General features: G+C 68.3%; 13 protein-coding genes. 7 read left to right on the top strand and 6 right to left on the bottom strand.

Annotated features, from left to right (window positions below; genetic code table 11):
• Window positions 1-13: 13 nt before the first annotated feature.
• A complete protein-coding gene (locus QEG98_RS03275; RefSeq protein WP_090486295.1) occupies window positions 14-205 on the bottom strand; it encodes a hypothetical protein in 192 nt (63 codons plus the stop codon).
• Window positions 206-337: 132 nt separating this feature from the next.
• On the opposite strand from QEG98_RS03275, the gene QEG98_RS03270 reads away from it, so the two are divergent.
• Window positions 338-1,111: an alpha/beta hydrolase gene (locus QEG98_RS03270; protein WP_316565718.1), complete on the top strand. Its 774-nt coding sequence runs from the start codon at window positions 338-340 to the stop codon at window positions 1,109-1,111.
• 10 nt (window positions 1,112-1,121) lie between these two features.
• Window positions 1,122-1,694 carry a DUF2378 family protein gene (locus QEG98_RS03265; RefSeq protein WP_316565717.1) on the top strand — a complete coding sequence of 191 codons (573 nt, stop codon included), beginning with the start codon at window positions 1,122-1,124 and terminating at the stop codon, window positions 1,692-1,694.
• A 5-nt stretch (window positions 1,695-1,699) separates the two neighbouring features.
• On the opposite strand, the gene QEG98_RS03260 is transcribed toward QEG98_RS03265, so the two are convergent.
• From QEG98_RS03260 to htpX, 4 genes are all read right to left on the bottom strand, one after another.
• Entirely contained in the window at window positions 1,700-2,863 is a 1,164-nt protein-coding gene (locus QEG98_RS03260) for an acetyl-CoA carboxylase biotin carboxylase subunit family protein (protein WP_194858579.1), read from the bottom strand.
• 150 nt (window positions 2,864-3,013) lie between these two features.
• Window positions 3,014-4,624, bottom strand: coding sequence for a LysM peptidoglycan-binding domain-containing protein (locus tag QEG98_RS03255; RefSeq protein WP_316565716.1), 1,611 nt, complete (start codon window positions 4,622-4,624; stop codon window positions 3,014-3,016).
• 168 nt (window positions 4,625-4,792) lie between these two features.
• The gene (locus QEG98_RS03250; RefSeq protein ID WP_316565715.1) at window positions 4,793-6,166 is read right to left on the bottom strand and encodes a porin; all 1,374 of its coding nucleotides are present in this window, start codon (window positions 6,164-6,166) and stop codon (window positions 4,793-4,795) included.
• 163 nt (window positions 6,167-6,329) lie between these two features.
• A complete protein-coding gene (htpX, locus tag QEG98_RS03245; protein ID WP_090486319.1) occupies window positions 6,330-7,247 on the bottom strand; it encodes a protease HtpX in 918 nt (305 codons plus the stop codon).
• Between the two features lie 530 nt (window positions 7,248-7,777).
• Here htpX and QEG98_RS03240 point away from each other — a divergent pair.
• Window positions 7,778-8,686: a peptidoglycan-binding protein gene (locus QEG98_RS03240; RefSeq protein ID WP_316565714.1), complete on the top strand. Its 909-nt coding sequence runs from the start codon at window positions 7,778-7,780 to the stop codon at window positions 8,684-8,686.
• Between the two features lie 14 nt (window positions 8,687-8,700).
• Complete coding sequence (locus QEG98_RS03235; protein WP_316565713.1) at window positions 8,701-8,946, top strand: hypothetical protein; 246 nt, start codon at window positions 8,701-8,703, stop codon at window positions 8,944-8,946.
• A 60-nt stretch (window positions 8,947-9,006) separates the two neighbouring features.
• On the opposite strand, the gene ettA is transcribed toward QEG98_RS03235, so the two are convergent.
• Complete coding sequence (gene ettA, locus QEG98_RS03230; protein WP_316565712.1) at window positions 9,007-10,686, bottom strand: energy-dependent translational throttle protein EttA; 1,680 nt, start codon at window positions 10,684-10,686, stop codon at window positions 9,007-9,009.
• A gap of 298 nt (window positions 10,687-10,984) precedes the next feature.
• Here ettA and QEG98_RS03225 point away from each other — a divergent pair, with 298 nt between their 5' ends.
• The 3 genes from QEG98_RS03225 to QEG98_RS03215 all read left to right on the top strand — a co-directional run bounded on the left by QEG98_RS03225 (window position 10,985) and on the right by QEG98_RS03215 (window position 13,642).
• Window positions 10,985-11,815: a metallophosphoesterase gene (locus tag QEG98_RS03225; RefSeq protein WP_316565711.1), complete on the top strand. Its 831-nt coding sequence runs from the start codon at window positions 10,985-10,987 to the stop codon at window positions 11,813-11,815.
• 123 nt (window positions 11,816-11,938) lie between these two features.
• Window positions 11,939-12,871: an ABC transporter ATP-binding protein gene (locus tag QEG98_RS03220; protein WP_090486359.1), complete on the top strand. Its 933-nt coding sequence runs from the start codon at window positions 11,939-11,941 to the stop codon at window positions 12,869-12,871.
• 24 nt (window positions 12,872-12,895) lie between these two features.
• Complete coding sequence (locus QEG98_RS03215; protein WP_201423647.1) at window positions 12,896-13,642, top strand: ABC transporter permease; 747 nt, start codon at window positions 12,896-12,898, stop codon at window positions 13,640-13,642.
• The last annotated feature ends 38 nt before the right edge of the window (window positions 13,643-13,680 follow it).

Here is a 13,680-nt window from a genome sequence, read left to right as displayed (position 1 = left end):
GCGGACCAGGCGCTCAGGCCCGGCCCATGCGCGGGTCGACTTCCAGCAGGTCCCACGCCAGGAAGTACGCGGCCTCCGCGCGGCTCTCCGCGGCGACGTAGCGAAGGCGTGACTCCTCGCTGCCATCCAAGGCCTCGCGCGCCTCGCGCAGGTCGGCCTCGGTGGTGAGCAGCAGGACCGCCAGGTGCGGGTGTTCCAGCTCCATGAGGGAACTCCAGATCAAACAGCATTCCGCGCAGACTGGGAGCACCGCGCGGTCCGCCCGTCGCCTGTGCATCCCCGGGGCCAGCGCTTCCCGACCGGTCACCCCCTCCAGGTATGCTGGCACCCGGTTCCCATGGGCCACGTCCACATCGTCCGAGACCTCCCCTCCCCCCAGGAGGGCTTCGCGCGCACCGTGCGCGTCTACACCCCCCACGCATACGATGCGATGCCGGGCCATCGGTTCCCCGTGCTGTACATGCACGACGGACAGAACGTGTTCGCCCACCCCGAATCCGCCCTCTTCGAGACCTGGTGCGCCAACCTCGCGTTGGAGCACGGCGTGGGCGAAGGAAGCCTGGAGCCGTGGCTCATCGTCGCCGTGGATTCGGGCGCGGGGCGCATGCACGACTATTCGCCGTGGAATGAACCGCGCAGCCCGATGCACGCGCGCGGCGAGGCCTACGGCCGCTTCCTGGTGGAGCACCTCAAGCCGCTGGTGGACCGCACCTACCGCACCCGGCCGGAGCCGCAGTGGACGGGCGCCATGGGCTCGTCGCTGGGCGGCCTGATTTCGCTCTACCTCGGGTGCCGCTATCCGGAGGTGTTCGGCCGTATCGGCGCCCTGTCTCCCACCGTGACGTGGGGCGCCAACCAGCTCTTCGGCGCCTGGTCGGCGCACAGCCGCCGCTGGACGCGCATCTACCTGGACGCGGGCGCCCACGAGTACACGGACGCCAGCGGCGTGCCCGTCTACTACGGCGAATCCACGCGCGCCTTCTACGAGCACCTCAAGCACCTGGGCTACGCGGACCACGAACTGGCGCTGGTGTTGGATCCACACGGCGGGCACCACGAGCGGGACTGGCAGCGGCGCCTGCCATCCGCCATGCGCTGGCTGCTGGGGTGAGGCGCTTCGAATGAAGCACCGCGGGGCGGTTCCCCTGGAGCAGCGGCTCGTCTACGTCCAGGTGGTGGAGGGCCTGCTCGAGCACGGGCTGCGTGGCAGCGTGTCACCCCGCCTCAAGCACCGGTTGCGGCAGGCGGGCATCGACCTGGACCGGCCACTGCTGCCGGGCTACCCGGTGCTGCTGTGGGGAAAGTGCCTCGACGTCATCGTCGAGGAGACCCTTCCGGGCCTGCCCCGGGAGGAGGCCTTCCGCCAGCTCGCCGAGCGCCACGTGCAGGGCTACGGGCGCACCGTCGTGGGCCGCGCGGTGTACGGCGTCATGCGGCTGCTCGGCCCCCGCCGCCTGGTGCAGCGCCTGCCGCAGACGCTGCGCGCCACCGACAACTACACGGAGGTGGAGCTCACCGAACAGGGCCCCAGCACCTACGCCATGCGGATGAACTCGCGGGTGGACGCGCCCGGCTACGCGGAGGCGCTCTTCGAATCCCTGCTGCGCCTGGGCGGCGCCGAGTCCCCCCGCGTGGCGCGCATCCACGAGGACGCGGACAGCACCACTTACCAGCTCACCTGGACGGAGCGCTGAGCGCGCTACGCCTTGTCCTGGATGAAGCGCACCGTGTCCCGCAGGGCGTCCATGTCCGCGTGGCGGGTGAGGTACATCTCCTCGCCCAGGAGGCTGTGGTAGATGCTCGGCAGCTCGCGGTGGAGGATGAGCGACGTGCCCAGCTTCTTCTCCACGTCCGCGTGCGGGTGCCGGTAGCGGCGGGACTTGCGGCGCGCGCTGTGACAGACGTGGTAGCGCGGCGTGAAGCGAAAGTCCGCCACCGGGTCGCCCGTCACCACCCGCGCCCAGAGCCGGTACACGTCGATGTCACACGTGTAGTTCATCATGTCCACCATGAAGCCACCGGGCGGTCGCAGGTTGGCCTCCAGCACCATGAAGCGGCCATCCGGCAGACGGAAGAACTCCAGGTGGAACCAGCGCTCGCGCAGGCCGAAGGCGGCCACCACCTGCCGGCCCAGCACGTCCAGCGCGGGGGGAATCTCCTTGTGGCTCCAGAAGGAGATGTCGCGCTGCTCCACCACCGTCTCCATGCCTCCGTCGCTGTACTCGTGACTGAGGTTGAAGACGATGACGCCGTGCCGGTCCACGATGCCGTCGTAGGTGACGATGGTGCCGCGCACGAAGGGCTGCGCCACGTAGGTGGTGGGCAGCGGATGGGACAGGGCCGCGTCCACCTCCGCGTCGCTGGCCACCTTGAAGGTGTTGGCGGCGCCCACGCCCACGTCCGGCTTGAGCACCAGCGGGTAGCCCACGCGCGCGGCGAACGCCTTCACCTGCGCGGCGTCCCGGACGCGGATGAGGTCCGGGTGCGGCACACCCGCTTCGTGGAACACCTCCGCCATGCCGGACTTGGAGCGCAGCCGGTGGATGTCCTCCGGCTGCAGGCCCGGCACGTTGAAGTCCCCACGCAAGCGCGCCTCCACCTCCAGCCAGGACTCGTTGAGCGAGTCGATGCGGTGGATGCGGCCGTGCCGCCACGTGAGGTAGCCCGCCGCGCGGGTGAGCGCATCCTCGTCCATGAGGCTGGGGACGAAGTAGTACTCGCGCAGGGACGCCTTCAACTCGGGACGGAGCGACTCGTAGGACGCGTCACCGATGCCCAGGACCGTGACGCCCCGCTCCCGCAGCGCAGAGATGAAGTGAAGGTAATGCGGAGGGAAGTGGGGGGAGATGAAGACGAAGTTCATGGCTCCTCGGGGCACAGGCGACCATATCGCGCCGCGCGCCCGGGCCCAGTTCCTGACTGAACGCCCGGAGGCGGGGAGTCACTCCTCCCCGCCCCGGGTGCGCCTGGAATCTGGGCTTCCCAACGCCCCGCCCGTCACTCAGCGGAACGACTAGGCGTTCGGCCGGACCATCGACACCTCGAAGTGCCGCTGGACGACGTTGCCCGTGGTGGGCCCCTCCCGGTAGAGGTTGCCCGTGTCCTGGTCCACGTAGAAGCGGTTGTTCGGGTTGGTGTCCGCGCCGCGCTGCTGGTGGTTCGTCGCCGGGTCGTGGAACGTGTAGTACGTGCGGCCCTGCTCGTCCGTGCCGCGGCCCGTAATCACCACGAAGTGGTCGGTGATGCCGTCCACGTTGTCCGAGTTCCGGCCCGAGCGGTGGTCCACGCCCACGACGACGGGCTTGCCCGCGTCGAGCTGGCCATCGATGTACTCACGGCCCCGGCGCGCCGCCGCGGCGTTCACCGTGACGCCGCCGTTCGGGTCATCCCCGGTGGCCACCTGGATGCGGTTGTCCGGCCCCGTCACGGTGGCCCCGGCGCCCGCGGCCATCACTACCGCGGCGCGGAAGCAGGCCTTGTCACCGGCGCGCTCCACCTTCGACGCGTTGTACTGGCTGACCCACGGCGTGGCCGTCTGCACCGCCGGGCGGTCCGCCGCGGGGGCAATCTCCGCCGTGTCGTTCAAGTCCGTGGGCGTCGCGCCCCCGGTGGTGTTGGAGGCCTGGAGGTTCTCCGGGCGCGGGCGCGGGATGGGGACCTCGGCGGGCAGCGCCGTGGTGCCCGACGTGAGGTTCTCCGGACGCGGGCGCGGGATGGGCGCGTTCTCGACCGCACCACCACCGTCGCGGTAGCCGCGCGCGTCCAGGGCCCGGACCAGCGCCGTCTCACGCCGCGTCTGGTCGGCGCGCAGGCGCTGCTCGTTGTGGTCGAAGCCGGAGGCGCTGATCTGCCCGTTGTCCGTGCGGTACGCATTCACGCGCGCGTCGACGAGCGCCTCGGGCGTCACGCCACGCGGGTCCTGCGCCAGCCTGGGCAGCTCGCGCTTGAGGAAGTTCTGCGCCGCGCGGGGCGACTGCGTGTGCAGGTCGTAGAAGGTGGAGGCCAGCAGCGCGTTGTTCGGGTCCAGGCCCGCGCGCTCGGCGGCGCGCTGGTACTGCGGCGTGACGCGGCCCAGCTCGCGGTTCCAGATTTCGTCCGCGTGCGACGGAGAGTTCGCGCCGCCCCCCTGGTAGGAGAACGAGCCCCGGTTGTGCTTGGCATTGCCCGGGTCGGTGTGGCCCCCGTAGCTCGCCGTGAAGCCACCGTTCGGCGTGCGGTTGCCTTCCGAGGTGCCAACGACAATGGCGGACTCGGAGTTGGACCCGCCCTGGCGGAAGGCCGTCAGGTCGACGTTGCGATAGCCATTCTGGGTGCCAGACACCCCAGCGGTACCCGCCGGCGTGACGCCCTGCGCCACGGTGCCCTGCGTGGTGCCAGGCTCAAAGCTGTCACGGTTCTGTGACGTCCCCGTCGGCCGGTTGGCCGGGCGCGGCGCATTGGCCTCGAAACCATCGTTGGCGCCCGGAATGATCAGGGTCTTCCCGGCGATGATGCGGTCCGGGCTCTGGAGGTTGTTCGCTCGCGCCAGCGCATCGACGGTCGTGTTGTTGCGCCGGGCGATGGCGCTGAGCGAATCACCCTGGCGGATTCGATAGGAGTTGCTACCCGTCATCAGCGGCTCCATGGGGGCGAAGTAAGTCAGACGCCTCCATGATTTTCCGGATCAATGTCCGAAAGTTGCGCAAGCCGCCAAACAACAGCCAGGGTGTTCAAATCCAGTACCCATGAACAAGCCCTGACGCGCCGCGCCAGTCCCAGGACTGTGACAGCCCCCGGCAGCATCCAGCATTGCTCAATAATTGACTTGGAGCTGGATGCGCGTCACGTGTCCCTGCTCCTGGATATACGGATAGCGGGACGAGGTGCGGTCCGAGATGAGGTAGGTGCCCGTCAGCTCCAGGGCCTTGTTGAGCTGCCACTCGGCGCCCATCTCCAGCTCCCGCACGTCGTAGAGCGGCGCGTTCGTCTCGAACTTCTTGCCGCCGTCATAGAGGGTGCCCCGGATGTAGGGGATGAGGGACACGCCCAGCACGCCGTCCAGCTTGTACATGAGCTGCGCATAGCCGCCCCGGAGCCGGCGGCTGTCGATGAGCAGGCCCTCGACGGGCCCCTCGCCCAGCGAGGGACCGCGGCCCAGGTTGAACTCGGCCAGGAGGCCCAGCGGCTGCGGGTAGATGACCAGGCTGACGATGGCGCGCGCATCCACCATGTCGGAGCCTCGGGCGAGCGCGTAGGGCGCGCCGTCACGCGGCGAGGCATTGAGGTTGAAGCGGCCGTAGTAGCCGCCCACGCCCGCTTCCACGTACTGCGAGCCGAACAGGAAGGGCCACGTGACGCGAACGACACCATGCGGCGTGTCATTGCGCTCGGCGCGGTTGGCCGTCTGGCCGTTGAAGACGCCGAGGCCGACCACGCCGTAGTCGCCGGAGCCCTTCAGGTTGTTGTCCACGAGGAACTTGAAGCGCTTCCGGATTTCGTCGGGCGCCCAGTAGAAGAAGACGCCCAGGTCGCGCTCGTCCTTGAGCCCGCTGTTGATGGCGTCGTTGCGGTCCAGCGCGAGGCGGTTCTGGCTGGACTGGAGGTTCTCGAAGCCGAACGGCACCTTCGACTGGCCCACGCGCAGACGGAACTCCTTCTTCGCGTCCAGGAAGATGTCCGCGTACCAGTCCCGCATGATGGTGACGTTGTACTGGTCCCCGATGACCGACGCGAAGTCCGGCTGGAGGTAGATGGACACGCGGTCGTGGACGTCACCGAACAGCACGAGGCGCGCGCGCCGGATGCCAAAGCCGGTGTTCTTGCCGAGGAAGCGGTCGCCCTGGTCGTTGATCAGCTCGTCATTCACCCGGAAGCTGGGCAGCCGGTTGTAGCGGAACTGCGTATAGCCCCGGATGCGGATGCGGTCGTACCAGGCCCGTTCCTCCTTCTTCGCCTCGGGCTTCACCTCCGACTCGGGCATCGCCGCCTCGGGAACCGGCGTCGGCGTGGACGCTGACGCGGGAGGCTGCTCGGTGGCGGACGAGGGCGCGGCCTCGTCCTGCTGCGCGTGGGCAAGGGGCGCCAGAAGCAGCGCGGAGCCGGACAACAGGACCTGGAGAGCAGCGCGGAACGAAGCAGTGGGGGTCATGACGGCGCGGAACTGCCAGCAGCGCGCGAAAGCGCGCACGAACTCGAGTTTGCAGTCCCGTTACAGGACGGAATGAACGACCGCAACGCACGGGCCCTCGTTTTTGCCTCACCGTCACAGGCCCCGTCGCCGCGTCACAGAACAGCCCGGCGCATGTCACCTGTTCGTGACATGCGCCGGGGTGACGACCACCGCGCTCGCGTCAGCGCTTCCAGCTGCCGTCCATCAGGCGCTGGATGCGCAGCTCCAGCGGCGGGTGGCTGGAGAAGAGGGCCATCATCCCGCCGCCCCGGATGCCGAACGCCTGCATGTTGGACGGCAGCATGGCCGGCTCCCCCTGCTGCATGCGCAGCCGGTTCAGCGCCCGCGCCATGGCGCCCGGGTCCACCAGCTGCGCGCCCCCGTCATCCGCGCGGAACTCACGCCGGCGGCTGTACCAGGCCACGATCATGCTGGCGCCAATGCCAAACACGATTTGGAGCACGATGCTGGTGATGAAGTAGGCCGGCCCCGAGCCGCCGCTCTCCTCGCCATCCTCGGAGCGGCTGAGGAAGCGGTCCACGAAGAAGCCCACCACGCGGCTGAGGAAGATGACGAAGGTGTTGAGAACGCCCTGGAGCAGCGTGAGCGTCACCATGTCACCGTTGGCCACGTGGGCCACCTCGTGACCGAGCACGGCCTCCACCTCGTCCCGCTTCATGCCATGGAGCAGGCCGGTGGACACCGCGACCAGGGCGCTGTTGCGCCTGGCGCCCGTGGCGAAGGCGTTCATGTCCGGGCTGTCGTAGATGGCCACGTCGGGCATGCCGATGCCCGCGTCGCGGGCCAGCCGGTGCACCGTCTCCACCAGCCAGCGCTCGTCCTCCGAACGCGGCGACGTGATGACCTGCGCCCCCGTGCTCCACTTGGCCATGGGCTTGGAGATGAGCAGCGAGAAGATGGCGCCGCCGAAGCCCATCACCGCCGCCATGATGAGCAGGCCCGGAAGGTTCAGCCCCACGCCGCGGCGGGCGAGCAGGTTCTCCACCCCGATGAGCTGTCCGACGATCGCCAGCATCGCGACCACCGCGAGGTTGGTCAGGACGAAAAGTGTGATGCGCTTGGCGAAGCTTCCCTTCATGAGTCTCTCTCTCCCTAGAAAAAACCTTGGGGACAACATTCAGCAGGGTGGGACGAATGCAAGCTTCGTCGGCCACTTCTTGTCCCGACCCGACTAGAACAGCCTTCCGACGGGGCACTTCCCAAGGTTGTTCCTTCAGGAACCTGAGATTTTCTCTATGAAACGACCGTGACGGGGGTTTCCCCAGGGCTTGCTCGGCCGCCGGGCTGGGTGCCTGGGGCTTGCGCATGCGGCTCCACACCAGGGGTGCGTCCCGGGCGCCCAACATGCGACTCCACCGCCCCCCCTCACGCGTCAGCCAATCACAAACAAGACGGCGAAGGCAGAATATTTCCACAACAATGAATGCCACAAATCCCGCCTGTCCACTGTCACCTTGGCGCAAATTTTCTGTCACGCCACGAAACACAGCTCAATCATGAGCGCGCGCTGGGATTGACACGCGTTTTTGACGGAATCCCAGGCAACTTTCTCTGAGCGGTTGGGAAAATGGCTCCAACTCCATTCTTCTTTCAAGGGAAGAGCCCCCCATGGTAGCCATTGCCCGCACCTCCGCGGCTGCGTCCAGCAGCGCGTCTCGCTCCGCCTCGCCCACGCTGCGCAGCGGCGCTCGCGGCGCGGCCGTGACGCAGCTCCAGAACAAGCTCAGGGCCGCGGGCTTCAATCCAGGCGCCTCGGATGGCGTGTTCGGTCCGAAGACGCAGTCGGCGGTGCAGGCCTTCCAGCGTGCGCGTGGGCTCCAGGTGGACGGCATCGTCGGTCCCAAGACGTGGAGCGCGCTCAACTCGGCGGGCGGAGCGGGCGGCTCGGGTCCCACGCTGCGCAATGGCGCGCGGGGTGAGCCGGTGCGTGCGCTCCAGCAGCGGCTCAACGTGCTGGGCTTCAAGTCGGGCACGGCGGACGGCGTGTTCGGTCCGAAGACGCAGTCGGCGGTGAAGGCCTTCCAGCAGTCCCGCGGTCTGGTGGCGGACGGCATCGTCGGTCCCAAGACGTGGGACAAGCTGGGCATCAACGTGCAGGGGCCTGTCACCAACCCGGGCGGTGGCGGTGGCGGTCGGGTCGTCACGGGCTATGTGAACGGGAAGCCGCGGCAGATTTCGCTCTCGCCGGTCCCGAACGGCAAGGAGATGCGCTCGGACGCGGCGGCGGCGTTCAACCGCATGCACGCGGCGGCGCGGGCGCAGGGCATCACCCTGAAGGTGAACAGCGGCTTCCGCAGCATGGCGGAGCAGGAAGCGCTGTACCGCGCGTACAAGAACGGCACGGGCAACCTGGCCGCGCCTCCGGGCTACTCCAACCACCAGGGCGGCATCGCGGTGGACATCAACACGGGCGGCACGGGCACCTCGACGTACCGGTGGCTGGCCAACAACGCGAAGAACTTCGGTTTCGCGCGCACCGTCCCGTCCGAGCCCTGGCACTGGGAGTACCGGCCCTGAAACAGGAGAGCGACATGAAGAAGCTGCTTTTGGCGTTCGCGGTGCTGGCGGCTCCCGCTGGCGTTGTCGTCGGCGGCCTGGGCTACACGCCCACGGCCGAGGCGCAGTCGTCCCGGCTGGCGTGTACGTACACGTATTACAATGACGAGGCGCTCACGGAGTACGTGATGACGCTGCGCTGTTCCTGCGCGAACCCGGACTGCCACGCCACCGAGGACGTGACGCCGTTCTTCACGGTGGAGTGCATCGACGCTTGCTGAGATGAAGTGCCGTCGAGCCACCGCACCTTGCCGGTACGGTGGCTCCGGACTGTCAGCGGCTCAGCTCTTCGTAATCGGGCGGTAGCGGATGCGGTGCGGCTCCAGGGCCTCGGGGCCCAGGCGCTTCTTCTTGTCCGCTTCGTAGTCCTCGAAGTTGCCCTCGAAGAAGAACACCTTGCTGTCGCCCTCGAACGCCAGGATGTGCGTGGCGATGCGGTCGAGGAACCAGCGGTCGTGGCTGATGACCACGGCGCAGCCCGCGAAGCCGAGCAGCGCGTCCTCCAGGCTGCGCAGCGTCTCCACGTCCAGGTCGTTGGTGGGCTCGTCGAGCAGCAGGAGGTTGCCGCCGCTCTTGAGCATCTTCGCCAGGTGCACGCGGTTGCGCTCACCACCGGACAGGTCCTTCACCCGCTTCTGCTGGTCCTGTCCCTTGAAGGCGAAGCCCGCCAGGTACGCGCGGCTGGGCACCTGCCCCGCCTTGCCCAGGTCCAGGTGGTCCAGCCCGCCGCTCACCTCCTGGAACACCGAGTTGTCGCCGTCCAGCGCGTCGCGGCTCTGGTCCACGTAGGCCAGCTTCACCGTCTCGCCGATGTTCAGCTCGCCCTCGTCCGGCTTCTCCACGCCCGTCATCATCCGGAACAGCGTCGTCTTGCCCGCGCCGTTGGGACCGATGACGCCCACGATGCCACCGCGCGGAAGCTTGAAGTTCAGGTCGTCGATGAGCAGCCGGTCGCCGTACGCCTTGCGCAGCCCCTTGGCCTCGACCACCAGCCCCCCGAGCTGCGGGCCGGGCGGGATGATGACCTCGCCCGTCGCGTCGCGCTTGTCCTGCGTCTGGTTGAGCAGCTCCTCGTAGGCCGCGATGCGCGCCTTGCTCTTGGCCTGACGGGCCTTCGGGGAGGCACGCACCCACTCCAGCTCGCGCTTGAGCGTCTTCTGGCGGTGGCTCTCCGACTTCTCCTCCAGCTCCAGGCGCTTCTGCTTCTGCTCCAGCCAGCTGGAGTAGTTGCCCTTCCAGGGCACACCCTCGCCGCGGTCCAGCTCCAGAATCCACTCGGCCGCGTTGTCCAGGAAGTACCGGTCGTGGGTGATGCAGACGATGGTGCCCTTGTACTCCTTGAGCGCCTGCTCCAGCCACGCGACGCTCTCCGCGTCCAGGTGGTTGGTGGGCTCGTCCAGGAGGAGCAGGTCCGGCTTCTCCAGCAGGATGCGGCACAGCGCCACGCGGCGCTTCTCACCGCCGGACAGCTTCGTCACGTCCGCGTCGCCCGGCGGCAGGCGCAGCGCGTCCATGGCCATCTCGATGGTGCGGTCCAGCTCCCAGCCATTCACCGCGTCGATGGCGTCCTGCAGCCGGCCCTGCTCGGCCAGCAGCTTCTCCATCTCCGCGTCGCTCATGGGCTCGGCGAACTTCGCGCTGACCTCGTTGAAGCGGTCCAGCGTGGCGCGAATCTCCTTCAGGCCCAGCTCCACGTTGCCCTTCACGTCGAGCGAGGCATCGAGCTGTGGCTCCTGCGCCAGGTAGCCGACCTTGGCGCTGGGGTCCGGCTTGGCGACACCGAAGAACTCCGTGTCCACGCCCGCCATGATGCGCAGCAGCGTCGACTTACCGGAGCCGTTGGGGCCAATGACGCCAATCTTCGCGCCGGGGAAGAACGAGAGGTAGATGCCCTTGAGGATCTCCTTGCCGTTCTTGACCTTGCGCAGGTCCTGCATCGTGAAGATGAAATTCTGGGCCATCTGGGCCTTCCTGCTTAAGGTGGAGTGAGGGCTCTGCGGGCCCTGCGGATACCAGGGTGCAACAGCGCACTCAAGGCGAGAGCGTCCCCCAGCCCCGTGGGGCTCGAACGACCGGCCCCGGCAGGTGGGGGCAGCCCGGAACAAGCCGTCGCTCCCTTGGCCCGCCCCGTCGGCGTGGAAAAGCGAACGGTGCAGCCAGGAGCCCTCTAAGGCCACCGCACGCTGCCCTCCCGTCAGTCCCGAAGCACCGCCCCCGTCCGCGCCCGCGACTCGAGCCTGAACCGGAACGGAAACCGCCATGTCCTCCTCCCAGACGTTCTTCTTCGCCGTGGTGGGCGACGTCCACGGGCACATGCACCGGATGGTGAGTCACCTCACCGCCTGGGAGGAACGCAGCCGCAGGCCGCTCGACTTCGTGCTCCAGGTGGGCGACTTCGAGCCCCACCGTCACGACGCCGACCTGGCCACCATGGCCGCACCCACGAAGTACAGGCACCTGGGAGACTTCGCGGCCTACCACCAGCGGCGACGCCGCTTCCCCTGGCCCGTCTACTTCATCGGCGGCAACCACGAGCCCTACGGCCACCTCGACCTGCACCCCGAGGGATTCGCGCTGGCGCCGCACTGCCACTACCTGGGCCGGAGCGGCGTGGTGGAGCTGAACGGCCTCCGCGTGGCGGGCCTGTCCGGCATCCACCGAGAAGCCACCTTCTGCAAGTCCCGCCCGCCGCTGGCCTCGATGGGCGACGTGTCCAACAAGGACTTCACCTTCTTCAACGAACAGGACGTCGAGCGAGTCCTGGCGCTCGGGCGCGCGGACGTGCTCCTGCTGCATGACTGGCCCTCCGGCATCATCCCGCCCGAGGAGGCCGCCGACTTCCAGGGACAGCGCCGCGGCGCGAGCCACGACCTCGTCGGCAACGCGTACGCGCGGCTGCTGGTGGACGCGCTCCAACCCCGGCTGGCCCTCTGTGGCCACCTGCACCGGCGCTACGCCGGCACCGTCCAGCACCCCGGCGGCCAGCGTTCGCTCGTGCGGTGCCTCGCCAGCGTGGAGCAGGGCGCGGATGCGTTCGCGGTCTTCCAGTGCCGCGAGGGCACGCTCCAGGAAATCACCATGCGGGAGTGACACCGGGTGGACAACGCGACGCGCCACCCTGCCCGACGTGCGCTAGCGAGTCGCCAGGGACGGACACGACGCCCGCACACAAGCCGAGCGCCGCGCGACCGGAGGTGTTACAGGAAGGGCCCCATGTCCGTCCCCGCCCTCGAACTCCAGGGACTCTCCAAGCGTTACGGAGAGTTCACGGCACTTCACACCGTGGACCTCGCCATCCGTCCCGGTGAAATCTTCGCCCTGCTGGGTCCCAACGGCGCGGGCAAGACGACGATGATTGGCAGCGTCTGCGGCCTGGTGAAGAAGTCCTCCGGCAGCATCCGCGTCTTCGGCAAAGACCTGGACCAGGACCCGGTGGGTCCGCGCTACGACATCGGGCTGGTGCCGCAGGAAATCAACTTCGACCCCTTCTTCACCGTGGCCGAATCGCTGCGCATCCAGATGGGCTTCTACGGCCGCCCCGCGAATGACGCGCGCATCGACGAGGTGCTCACCGCCCTCAACCTGCACGCGAAGAAGGACGCGTACACGCGCGCACTCTCCGGCGGCATGAAGCGCCGGCTGCTCATCGCGAAGGCGCTGGTACACAAGCCGCGCCTCGTCTTCCTCGACGAGCCCACCGCGGGCGTGGACGTGGAGCTGCGCCGCGACCTGTGGACCTACGTGCGCAAGCTCGCGTCGGAGGGCACCACCATCGTCCTCACCACGCACTACCTGGAAGAGGCCGAGGAGCTGGCCGACCGCGTGGGCATCATCAACGAGGGCCGCCTCCTCATGGTGGAGGACAAGGCCACCCTGCTGCGCCGCTTCGGCGAGCGCCGCGTCATCATCACCTTCGAGCAGCCGCAGCCGGGCCTGTCCGAGGCCGGCAAGCGCTTCGCCGCCCGCCTCAGCGAGGACGGCCGCACCCTCACCTACGTGGAGCGCGACGGCTGCGCCCCGTCCGGCGAGCTGCTCCGCGCCCTCTATGCCGAAGGGCAGCTCATCTCCGACGTGGAGACGCGCCGCTCTCGCATGGAGGACGTGCTCATCGAAATCCTCCGTGGCCGCCCACAGCAGGCCGCCTGAGCCCACATCATGAACGTCCTTGGGATGAAGACCCTTCTGGCGAAGGAGGTCCGGCGCTTCATGCGCGTGCCGGGGCAAACCGTCCTGTCGCCTCTCATCAGCACCACGCTGTATTTCATCGTCTTCGGCGTCTCCATCTCCGGCCGCGTCCAGACGGTGGAAGGCCTGCCGTACCTGCACTTCATCGTGCCAGGGCTCGTGTTCCTCGGCATCGCCAACAACGCCTTCCTCAACAGCTCCTCCTCGCTGTTCATCACCAAGATTCAGGGCACCGTGGTGGACCTGCTGGTGGCGCCGCTGGGGCCCGGTGAGCTGATGGCGGGCTTCATCGGCGGCGCCATGGTGCGCGGGCTCGTGGTGGGCCTGCTCACCTGGGCCGTGGCCACCTTCTTCACCGGCTTCAGCCTGGAGCACGCGGGAGTGGCCGCGTACTTCCTCATCCTGTCGTCCTACGTCTTCAGTGTGCTGGGCATGCTCGCTGCGGTGTGGGCGGAGAAGTTCGAGCAGATCAACTTCTTCCCCACCTTCGTCATGCTGCCCCTCACCTTCCTGGGCGGCGTCTTCTACTCCGTGCGCGAGCTGCCCGCGCCCTGGAACACCGTCAGCCTCTTCAACCCCATGGTCTACATGGTGGAAGGGCTGCGCTACGGCATGCTCGGCCGCAGCATCTATTCGCCGCTGGGCGCCGGGAGCATCCTCTTCGCCGTCGCCGTGGGGGCCACCGCGCTCACGTACGTCGTCCTGCGCTCCGGCTACAAGATGAAAGCCTGACTCACCCCGGAAAGCCGGGCAGGCCGCTCACGCCTGCC

This window comes from Myxococcus sp. MxC21-1 (genome assembly GCF_032612255.1).
Taxonomy (GTDB): Bacteria; Myxococcota; Myxococcia; order Myxococcales; family Myxococcaceae; genus Myxococcus; species Myxococcus virescens.
The sequence above is the reverse complement of the archived record's forward strand: the minus strand, read 5'-3'. Positions and strand labels throughout refer to the sequence as shown.

Excerpts from the sequence above, each read along its gene's own strand:
- QEG98_RS03275 (WP_090486295.1), bottom strand. The coding sequence starts at position 205 with ATGGAGCTGGAACACCCGCACCTGGCGGTCCTGCTGCTCACCACCGAG.
- QEG98_RS03270 (WP_316565718.1), top strand. The coding sequence starts at position 338 with ATGGGCCACGTCCACATCGTCCGAGACCTCCCCTCCCCCCAGGAGGGC.
- QEG98_RS03265 (WP_316565717.1), top strand. The coding sequence starts at position 1,122 with ATGAAGCACCGCGGGGCGGTTCCCCTGGAGCAGCGGCTCGTCTACGTC.
- QEG98_RS03260 (WP_194858579.1), bottom strand. The coding sequence starts at position 2,863 with ATGAACTTCGTCTTCATCTCCCCCCACTTCCCTCCGCATTACCTTCAC.
- QEG98_RS03255 (WP_316565716.1), bottom strand. The coding sequence starts at position 4,624 with ATGGAGCCGCTGATGACGGGTAGCAACTCCTATCGAATCCGCCAGGGT.
- htpX (WP_090486319.1), bottom strand. The coding sequence starts at position 7,247 with ATGAAGGGAAGCTTCGCCAAGCGCATCACACTTTTCGTCCTGACCAAC.
- QEG98_RS03240 (WP_316565714.1), top strand. The coding sequence starts at position 7,778 with ATGGTAGCCATTGCCCGCACCTCCGCGGCTGCGTCCAGCAGCGCGTCT.
- QEG98_RS03235 (WP_316565713.1), top strand. The coding sequence starts at position 8,701 with ATGAAGAAGCTGCTTTTGGCGTTCGCGGTGCTGGCGGCTCCCGCTGGC.
- ettA (WP_316565712.1), bottom strand. The coding sequence starts at position 10,686 with ATGGCCCAGAATTTCATCTTCACGATGCAGGACCTGCGCAAGGTCAAG.
- QEG98_RS03225 (WP_316565711.1), top strand. The coding sequence starts at position 10,985 with ATGTCCTCCTCCCAGACGTTCTTCTTCGCCGTGGTGGGCGACGTCCAC.
- QEG98_RS03220 (WP_090486359.1), top strand. The coding sequence starts at position 11,939 with ATGTCCGTCCCCGCCCTCGAACTCCAGGGACTCTCCAAGCGTTACGGA.
- QEG98_RS03215 (WP_201423647.1), top strand. The coding sequence starts at position 12,896 with ATGAAGACCCTTCTGGCGAAGGAGGTCCGGCGCTTCATGCGCGTGCCG.